5 protein-coding genes are annotated in these 9,225 nt (G+C 73.5%); 3 read left to right on the top strand and 2 right to left on the bottom strand.

Translation table 11 applies throughout. The annotated features are described in order from the left end of the window. On the bottom strand, positions 1–1,733 hold a 1,733-nt coding region (locus AB0H87_RS32735), incomplete at its 3' end, for an NB-ARC domain-containing protein (protein WP_360154500.1). A gap of 116 nt (positions 1,734–1,849) precedes the next feature. Between AB0H87_RS32735 and AB0H87_RS32730 the strand changes: the two genes are divergently transcribed. After that, entirely contained in the window at positions 1,850–3,319 is a 1,470-nt protein-coding gene (locus AB0H87_RS32730; RefSeq protein WP_360154497.1) for an MFS transporter, read from the top strand. On the opposite strand, the gene AB0H87_RS32725 is transcribed toward AB0H87_RS32730, so the two are convergent. Next, positions 3,316–4,392, bottom strand: a complete 1,077-nt coding sequence (locus AB0H87_RS32725) for a hypothetical protein (protein WP_360154493.1) — start codon at positions 4,390–4,392, stop codon at positions 3,316–3,318. The genes AB0H87_RS32730 and AB0H87_RS32725 overlap by 4 nt on opposite strands. Before the next feature lie 235 nt (positions 4,393–4,627). Here AB0H87_RS32725 and AB0H87_RS32720 point away from each other — a divergent pair, with 235 nt between their 5' ends. Together AB0H87_RS32720 and AB0H87_RS32715 are read left to right on the top strand one after the other, a co-directional pair. Continuing rightward, on the top strand, positions 4,628–8,338 hold the full coding sequence (locus tag AB0H87_RS32720) for a family 78 glycoside hydrolase catalytic domain (protein ID WP_360154490.1): 3,711 nt from the start codon (positions 4,628–4,630) through the stop codon (positions 8,336–8,338). A gap of 87 nt (positions 8,339–8,425) precedes the next feature. Then, positions 8,426–9,225 (top strand): LacI family DNA-binding transcriptional regulator (locus tag AB0H87_RS32715; RefSeq protein WP_360154487.1); only part of this gene is annotated, 800 nt, incomplete at its 3' end.

Genomic DNA, 9,225 nt, shown 5'->3' with positions numbered 1-9,225 from the left:
GGCGGCGGGTCGCCGTCGAGCCGGGCGATCGCCCAGTCGGCGGCGGCCAGCGCGGCCCGCCACCGCCCCGTCATGCGGTGCGCCATGCTCAGGTACGTCGCCGCGGTGGCCGCGCGCAGCCGGTCGCCCTTCGCCACGTACGCCCGGCGGGCCGCCCGCAACGCCCCCCGCGCGGCCATCGGCACCCCGCTGCGCTGCCGCACCATGCCGAGACCGAGCTGGATCGCGGCCGCACCGTCGTCGCCCGGACCGGCCGCCAGCACCTCGCCCGCGACCGCCATCCACTCCAGACCGTACGCATTGGACAGTGCGACGTTCGTGGTGGCGCAGACGAGCCGCCAGGCGAGGTCGGGCCAGCCGCGGCCGACGGCGTCCTGGGCCGCCGCCAGCACCAGTGCACCGTCGACCTCGAACCAGCCCACGGGCAGCGCCGGATCCCCACCGCCGTACACGGGATAGGGCCGTGACCCCAACGATCTGTCGGCGGCCGACGCCTGGCCCAGCAGGGCCTCGTAGCCGCGCCGCAGGGCGGCCACGTCGGCGTCGTCCGTCAGCTCGCGGGCGCAGATCCGCACCAGGTCGTGCACCCGGTAGCGGACCTCGTCCCCATTGTCCCATATGGACACAAGGGACGCGGCCGCGAGCCGGTCCAGCGCGCGCTCCGCGTCCGGCACCGGGACGTCCAGGAGGGCGGCTGCGAGCCGGCCGCCCGCCGCCGGTGCGGGCAGCAGGGCCAGCCGGCGCAGCAGCAGCGCGGCGCCAGGGTCGATCCGCCGGAGGCTCTCCGCGAACACGGCCCGCAGGTCCCGGTCCCCGACGGTCAGCTCGTCGAGGCGCGCCCGCTCGTCGCGCAGTCGGGCCGCGAGGTCGGCCAGCGACCAGGTCGGCCGGGCCCGCAGCCGGCCGCCGGCGACCTGGAGCGCGAGGGGGAGCGCGCCGCAGGCGGCCACCACCTCGCGGGCGGCCGCGGGCTCGGCGGTGACCCGGTCGGCGGCGCCGGCGGACCGCAGCAGGGCCAGCGCGTCGCCGTCGCCGAGCACCGCCAGTTCCAGCCCGGCCGCGCCGGCCAGGTCGGCCAGCGGCGACCGGCTCGTGATCAGCACCAGGCAGCCCGGCGCGCCGGGCAGCAACGGGCGCACCTGAGCGGCGTCGCGGGCGTCGTCGAGCAGCACCAGCACCCGCCGGCCGGCGAGCGTGCTGCGGTAGCGGGCGGCGAGGCGGTCGGCGTCGGTCGGCCCCGACACCGCGGCGTCGAGCGCGTCGAGGAGGTCCGTGAGCACGGTGGCGGGGTCGGCGAGCAACCCGCTGCCGCCGCCGAGCGGTGCGAACAGCTGGCCGTCGGGGTAGCGGGCGCGCAGCGCGTGTGCGGCGTGTGCGGCGAGCGCCGACTTGCCCACGCCGGGCGGTCCGGTCACCACCACGACCGGATGTCCTTCGTCGACCATCCGGCGCAGCCGGGCGAGGTCGTCGGTGCGTCCGGTGTAGCCGCCGTCCGAGCGCAGCTGGGCCGGTGGGGCCGGCGGGGCCGGGCGGTCGTCCGCCCGCGCGTCACGGATCGCGACCACGGCGGTGACCGCGGCCGCGACGGCGACGACCAGCCAGGCGTACGGGGCCAGAGGTGCCAGCGGTGCCGGAAGGGTGCCGCCGGTCGCGACGTTCACGGCGACGGCCAGGAGCACGGAGAGCAGGGTCGAGACGACGGCCGTACGCAACAACGCGCCCCTGCCGCGCATCCGCAACCCCCGAGATCGACCGGAGGCAGTATGGCGGGCGTTCGGCCGGTCGCGCCAGGGCCGGCGGAATAGGCTGAAAGCGGACCTGATCTCTGAGCGAGGGCGGCCTGAGCGGCATGGCGGCAACCGCACAGCAGGGCGTGGCCGCCGGAGCCGCGCGGCGGCCACGCGGCCGTGCGGCGCTGGTGCTGGCCATCTGTTGTTGCAGCATCTTCATCGTCGGACTCGACACCAGCGCGCTCAACGTCGCGCTGCCGTCGATCCAGCGTGACCTGCACGCCTCGATCCAGGGCGCGCAGTGGACGCTCGCCTCGTACATGCTGGCGCTGGCTTCGTTCCTGATCGTCTCCGCCTCGATCGGCGACCGGATGGGGCGAAGACGGGTGTTCCAGGTCGGCCTGGTCGTGTTCGCCATCGGTTCGCTGCTCTGCGCGCTCGCGCCCAGCCTGGGCTGGCTGATCGCCTTCCGCGTGCTGCAGGGGCTCGGTGGCAGCATGCTCAACCCGGTGGCGCTGTCGATCATCAGCAACACGTTCACCGAGCGGCGGGCCCGCGCCCGGGCGATCGGCTTCTGGGGCAGCACCGTCGGCCTGAGCATCGCCGCCGGCCCGATCCTGGGCGGCGCGCTGGTGCAGGCGTTCACCTGGCGGGCGATCTTCCTGATCAACGTGCCCATCGCGCTCACCGCGATGGTGCTGGCGGGCCGCTACATCCGCGAGTCGATGGCGGCGACGCGGCGCCGGTTCGACCCGGTCGGTCAGGCCCTGCTGGTGGTCACGGTCGGGTCGCTGGCCTTCGGGATCATCGAGGTGCCGATGGAGGGCTGGACGTCGCCGGTGATCATCGGCTGCTTCGTGGCCACCGTCGCCGGGCTGCTGGGCTTCGTGTGGTGGGAGAGGCACCACAGCGAGCCTCTGATCGACCTGCGGTTCTTCCGCTCGCCGCCGTTCGCCGGCGCGACCGCGATCGCGCTGCTGGCGTTCACCGCGCAGGGCGGCTTCCTGCTGCTCAACACGTTCTACCTGCAGGACGTGCTGGACTTCTCGCCGGTCGAGGCGGGGCTCGCGATCCTGCCGATGGCGGCGCTGCTGGCGGTGACCAGCCCGATATCGGGTCGCGTGGTGGCCCGCTGGGGTCCGCGGCCGTCGCTCGCGATCGGCGGGTCCTCGGTGTTCGTGGCGGGCCTGATCACCGTGATCCCGCGCGACGATCCGCACTACGCGCGGCTGTTCGTGATGTACGCCCTGATCGGCTTCGGTCTCGGCTGGATCAACGCGGCGATCACCAACACCGCGGTCGCCGGCATGCCCAACCGGCAGGCCGGTGTCGCCGCCGGCATCGCCTCGACCATGCGGCAGCTCGGCCAGTCGCTGGGCGTGGCGATCATCGGCTCGATCATCGCCGGCCAGGTGGTGGACGTCGTGGCGCAGACACCGGCGTTCATGCGGGCGTACCACGCGAGCTGGGCGGTGATCGGCGCGATCGGCCTGGCCAACCTGATCATCGGCCTGGCCACCACGTCGCGGCGCGCCATGCGGTCGGCGGAGCTCAACACCGACCGCATGGGCGCGGCCGCGCGCGACTAGCTGACGCGCAGGACGGCCGTCGCGGTGTCGGACTTCCCGTCGACGGTCAGGCGGTAGACGAAGCTGTCGTTGTGCTTCGCCGTGTTCCGGTAGATGAAGCCCTTGCTGGTGGTGCGCACGATCGTGCCGTACGCCGGCGGCGTGACGATCTGCAGCGTGGCCGCACTGGTGGCGGCGTCGTTGACGAGCACGCTGATGGTCTTCTGCTCGCGGTGTCGCACCTGGACGGTGTCGTCGACCGCGTTCGGCGCCTCGGTGAAGCCGCCCCGCCCGTTGCCGATGAAGTGCACGACCTCGCCGGTGTCCAGGTTGTCCAGCCGGACGTCGAGCTTGCCGTCGCCGTTGGCGTCGAGCGCGTCCACGTCGTAGTAGCTGCCGTCGTCCCGGAGCGTGACCCGCTTGCCGTCGTCGAGGATGACCACCGCGGCGGTGTCCGGCGTCTGCGGGTAGGCACCCGTATAGCCGATCACCACGTCGGAGGCGCCGTCGCGGTCGAAGTCGGCGAACTCGAAGCCGAAGTCGAGCGCCCGCTGGTGCACCGGGCCCGGCACGAGCTGGCCGGTCGGCGTGTTGAGCCACGTGACGAGGCCGTCGCCCTGGTCGGTCCACTCGTACACGTCGACCAGGTCGTCGGTGTTGAAGTTCTCGAGGCCGATGAAGCTCGGCTGGAAGATCGCGTCGAAGCCGCCGGCCGGCGTGAAGTCCTCGAGCACGATCAGGTCGGTGTCGACGCCGGGCGGGCGCCCCCAGAAGTACGCCAGCAGCAGCTCGGACGCGCCGTCGCCGCCCAGGTCGAGGATCACGCCCAGGTCGGGGCAGTAGTTGACCTCGGCGGGATTCGGCCAGGTGTAGCGGGTGGCGGTGCCGAAGCCGCCGCCGGCCTGGCCCAGCTCGACGTCGACGCCGCACTCCTGGCCGGGCAGCGCGACCAGCGTCGCGCGGTCGGTGCGGCCGTCGGCGTTGACGTCGCCGAGGAGTGGGTCGCCCTCGCCGCCGGCGAACGCCGGACCGGCGAGCAACGTGGACGCACACGCGGCGACCGCAAGTGCCGCAAGAACTCGCTTAGCCCTCAATTCGTGTCCTTCCCCCGTTCGTTCCCGGCCCGTGCGGCCGGGCTGAGGTGGCGGACCGTAACGCATTTCGCGTGCGCGGTGACAGGGCCGTGACCGGATTCCGACTCCGGCCAACCCTTCGGCGGATATGGATAAGCATCACTGCGTGCCGTAGCATTGCGGATGCGCGGTCATGAAACGTTTCACAGGACGCTGCGTCGATCCGCCCGTCCCCGGATCGCTTGGAGGCGAACCCATGCCAGCCACCACCTCGCGCCGCCTCGCCGGCGCGGCCACCACCCTCGCCTGCGTCGCCGCGCTGCTCGTCGGTGGCGCCGCGCCCGCACAGGCCGCACCGGTCAATCTGGCCGGCGCGAACTGGATCTGGTACCCCGACGGCAATGCCGCCGACAGCGTGCCCGCCGGCACCCGCTACCTGCGCCGCACGTTCACCGCACCGTCCGGTGTGGTCGATGAGGCGCAGCTCGTGGTGACCGGCGACGACAGCGTCGACGTGTGGCTCAACGGCGTGCCGCTGGCCAGCTCCGCCAACGTCGTCGACTCGTGGCGCCAGGCGCTCTACGTGGACCTGGCCGGCGCGCTGCGGCCCGGTGCGGCCAACACGCTCGCGGTCGCCGCGCGGAACACCGCGGCCGGGCCGGCCGGCGTGCTCGGCCGGCTCCGGGTGGTCGCCGCGGGCGGCACCGTCGAACTGGTCACCGACGCCTCCTGGAAGGCCGCGAACGGGGTCGCGCTGGACTGGACCGAGCCGGCGTCCAGCGATGTCGCCTGGCCCGCGGCCCGGGTGGCGGCCGGCTACGGTGCGGGGCCGTGGGGGAGCGGGGTCACCGGGCCCGACCTCGCGGCCGGGTCGCCGCTGGCGGTCACGGCGCCCGTCGTCGAGCGCCGGGTGACGCCGATCGGCATCGACGCCGCTCGGCCGAGGTTCGGCTGGAAGGCGAGCGGGCCGGCGAACAGCGAGCTGTTGCAGGGTGCCTACCAGGTGGTTGTCTCGGCGAGCGAGGCCGGTGCGCAGGGTGGCGGCGGCGACGTCTGGGACAGCGGCCGCGTGGTGTCCGGGCGGTCGGTCGACGCCGCCTACGGCGGGCCGGCGCTGGCGTCGCGGACCCGCTACTGGTGGCGGGTGCGGGTGTGGGACACCCAGGGCCGGCAGGGCGCGTGGGGTCCGGTGTCGTGGTTCGAGACCGGGCAGTACGACCCGGCCGGCGTGTGGCAGGCGGCGTTCGTCGGGTCGAGTGCGGCGGTGCCCGCGCTCACGGGTGCGAGCTGGATCTGGTATCCCGAGGGGGATCCCGGCGCCAGCGCGCCGGTCGGCCCGCGCTACCTGCGGCGGACCTTCACGCTGCCGGCCGGCGCGGTCACGCGGGCGACGCTGACCGTCACCGGCGACGACACCGCCGACGTCTGGGTCAACGGCACGCAGGTGAGCACGTCGCCACGGGTGTACGAGTCGTGGAAGACGGCCGCCGTCGTGGACGTCACGGGGCGGGTTGTCGCCGGCGCCAATACGATCGCCATCGCCACCGAGAACACGACGGTGTCGCCGGCCGGTGTGATCGCCGCCCTCGAGGTCGTCGCGGGAGGGACGACGCGGGTCGTCAGTGATGCCGCGTGGAAGGCGAGTCAGAGCGGGCCGGCCGGTTGGCAGAACCCGGGTTTCGCGGACGGTGGGTGGCCCGCCGCGCGGGCGATCGCCGGTTACGGTGCCGGGCCGTGGGGGAGCCAGGTGTCGGTGGTGCGCGGGGCGCCGTACCTGCGGAAGGGCTTCTCGCTCGCGAAGCCCGTCGCCAGTGCGCGGTTGATGGTCACGGCGCTCGGGCTGCACGAGACACGGATCAACGGAGCGAAGGTCGGTGGTGAGGCGCTCGCTCCAGGGTGGACGGACTACGACCGGCGCGTGCAGTACCGGATCCTCGACGTGACCTCGGCCGTGCGGCAGGGTGACAACGCGATCGGGGCCTATCTCGGCAACGGGTGGTACTCCGGGTCGCTCGGCATGGGCGGGAACCAGCGCTACGGGAGCCAGCCGTGGTACTCGGCCGACCTCGTGGTGCGGTACACCGACGGGACCACGACGACGGTGCGGACCGACGGGTCCTGGCGGACCTCGCCCTCGCCGATCCGGTTCGACGACATCTACCACGGTGAGGAGTACGACGCCCGCGGTGCGCTGGCCGACTGGGACCAGCCCGGTTTCGACGACTCGGGGTGGGCCGCGGTGACGGTCCGTGCCGGTGCGAAGCCCAACCTCGTGGCGGCCGTCGACCCGGGCGTGGCTGTGCGGGCTTCCGTGCCCGCGGTGGCTGTGACCCAGCCCCGGCCGGGGGTCTGGGTGGTCGACCTCGGGCAGAACTTCGCGGGGTGGAACCGGTTGCGGGTGCGCGGGCCGGCGGGCACGACGGTGACGATGCGGCATGCCGAGGTGCTCAACGCCGACGGCACGGCCTACACGGCCAACCTGCGCGCGGCGCGCGCCACGGACCGGTTCACGCTGGCCGGGACCGGGGCCGACGAGGTCTACGAGCCGCGGTTCACCGTGCACGGCTACCGCTACGTGGAGCTGACCGGCTTCCCCGGCACGCCGTCGCTGTCCACGGTGACCGGGCTGGCGGCGTGGACCAACGGCGCCGCGACGGGCTCCTTCAGCACCTCCAGCGCGTTGGTCAACCAGATCCAGCGAAACATCCTCTGGGGACAGAGGTCGAACATGCTGACCATTCCCACGGACTGCCCGCAGCGGGACGAACGGCTGGGCTGGACCGGCGACATCGCAGCGTTCGTGGGCACGTCGACGTTCAACATGGACGTCCACGGGCTGCTGGACAAGTTCACCGACGACCTGACCGACGCGCAGCGCGCGGACGGCGCGTTCACCGACGTGGCGCCGGCCGTCTGCTGCGGGGCGGGCACCGCCGGGTGGGGCGACGCGGGCGTGATCGTGCCGTACACCGTCTGGCAGCGGTACGGCGACCTGCGGATCGTCGACGAGAACTTCGAGGCGATGCGGCGGTGGGTCGACTATTCGCGGTCCACGTCGGGTGCGAACCTGATCCGCGACCAGTGGACCTACGGCGACTGGCTCAACGTCGGTGACAACACGGCCAACGACCTGATCTCGACGGCGTACTTCGGCTACACGGCGCGGCTGGTGTCCCGGATGGCCGCCGCGACCGGGCGGACCGCTGAGGCTTCTTCCTACGGTGCGCTGGCCGACCAGGTCGCGGCGGCGTTCACGAACCGCTTCGTCGCGGCGGACGGGACCGTGTCGGGCAACACCCAGACGGGGTACGTGCTGGCGCTCTCGTTCGGCCTCGTGCCGGCGGCCCGGGTGCAGGCGGTCGCGGACAAGCTCGCGGCCAAGGTGGCGTCCCGGTCCGGGCACCTGTCGGTCGGCTTCCTCGGCGTCGAGAACCTGTTGCCGGTGCTGGCGGAGAACGGGCACCTGGCGACGGCGTACCAGGTGCTGACGCAGCCGGACTATCCCGGCTGGGGTTACATGGGCGCGCGCGGCGGCACGACGATCTGGGAGCGGTGGGACGGGATCCGCATCGACGGGTCGTTCCAGGACCCGGGGATGAACTCGTTCAACCACTATGGACTCGGCTCGGTCGGCGACTTCCTCTACCGGTCCGTCGGTGGGGTGGGTCCGGATCCGCGTGACCCGGGCTACCACCGGCTGGTGATCGCACCCCGGCCCGGTGGCGGGCTCACCTCCGGGCGTTCCGACCTGCAGACGCCGTACGGGCGGGCGCTGTCGGACTGGTCCGTCTCCGGCGGGACGCTGACGCTGCGGGTCGAGGTGCCGGCGAACAGCACGGCCACGGTCCGGGTGCCGGCACCGTCGGCCGCGGCGGTCGCCGCGCCACCCCAGGCGGTGCCGATGGGGTACGCGTCGGGCGCGGCGGTGTTCGCGCTGGCGGCCGGGTCGTACACGTTCACGGTGTGAGTGACCGGCGTCACCGTATGCCGATCGATGTGACAGGCGTACTGTATCGATGCAGAAGGTTCTGGATCGATACAGAGGAGGCCGGCCGTGCGACCGACGCTGCAGACCGTCGCCGACGCCGTCGGGGTGTCGCGCAGCACGGTGTCCAACGCGTACAGCCGCCCGGACCAGCTCTCCGCCGATCTCCGGGACCGCATCCTGGCGGCGGCGTCCGACCTGGGCTACGCCGGCCCGGACCCGACGGCCCGGTCGCTGCGCAGGCGCCGGGCCGGCGCGATCGGCATGCTGTTCACCGCCAGCCTGTCGTACGCGTTCACCGACCCCTACGCGGTGCAGTACCTGCGTGGCCTGGCCGAGGCGGCCGAGCAGGCGCGCACGGGCCTGTTGCTGCTCCCGCTGTCCGTCGAGGACGAGGCGGCCGCGGTGGCGGCGGTCAACGACGCTGTCGTCGACGGCTTCTGCGTCTACTGCATGCCCGACTGGCACCCGGCGCTGGACGCGATCGCGGCCCGTGGGCTGCCGGTCGTCAGCGGCCAGCGCCGGGCCAGTGACGGCCCACAGTCGGCGTTCGTCGGCATCGACGAGGCGGCCGCGACCCGGGCGGCGGGTGCGCACCTGATGGCGCTCGGCCACCGGCGGGTGGCGGTGATCGGCGACTACTTCAGCGTGGCGCCGACACTCAGCCCGGCGCGGCTCGCCTCACCCGCGGACGTCGCCTACTACACGAGCCGGGAACGGCTCCGCGGTTACCAGGAGGCGTTCGCCGCCGCCGGCGTCGAGTGGTCGACGGTCGCGACGGTGAACGTCCCGGGCAACTGCCGCACCGACGGCGCGGCGGCCGCGGCCCACCTGCTCGACCGGGCCCCACGCCCGACGGCGATCGCGGC

The sequence above is a fragment of the Asanoa sp. NPDC050611 genome (genome assembly GCF_040654855.1).
Lineage (GTDB): Bacteria > Actinomycetota > Actinomycetes > Mycobacteriales > Micromonosporaceae > Asanoa.
The sequence above is the reverse complement of the archived record's forward strand: the minus strand, read 5'-3'. Positions and strand labels throughout refer to the sequence as shown.

Excerpts from the sequence above, each read along its gene's own strand:
- AB0H87_RS32720 (WP_360154490.1), top strand. The coding sequence starts at position 4,628 with ATGCCAGCCACCACCTCGCGCCGCCTCGCCGGCGCGGCCACCACCCTC.
- AB0H87_RS32730 (WP_360154497.1), top strand. The coding sequence starts at position 1,850 with ATGGCGGCAACCGCACAGCAGGGCGTGGCCGCCGGAGCCGCGCGGCGG.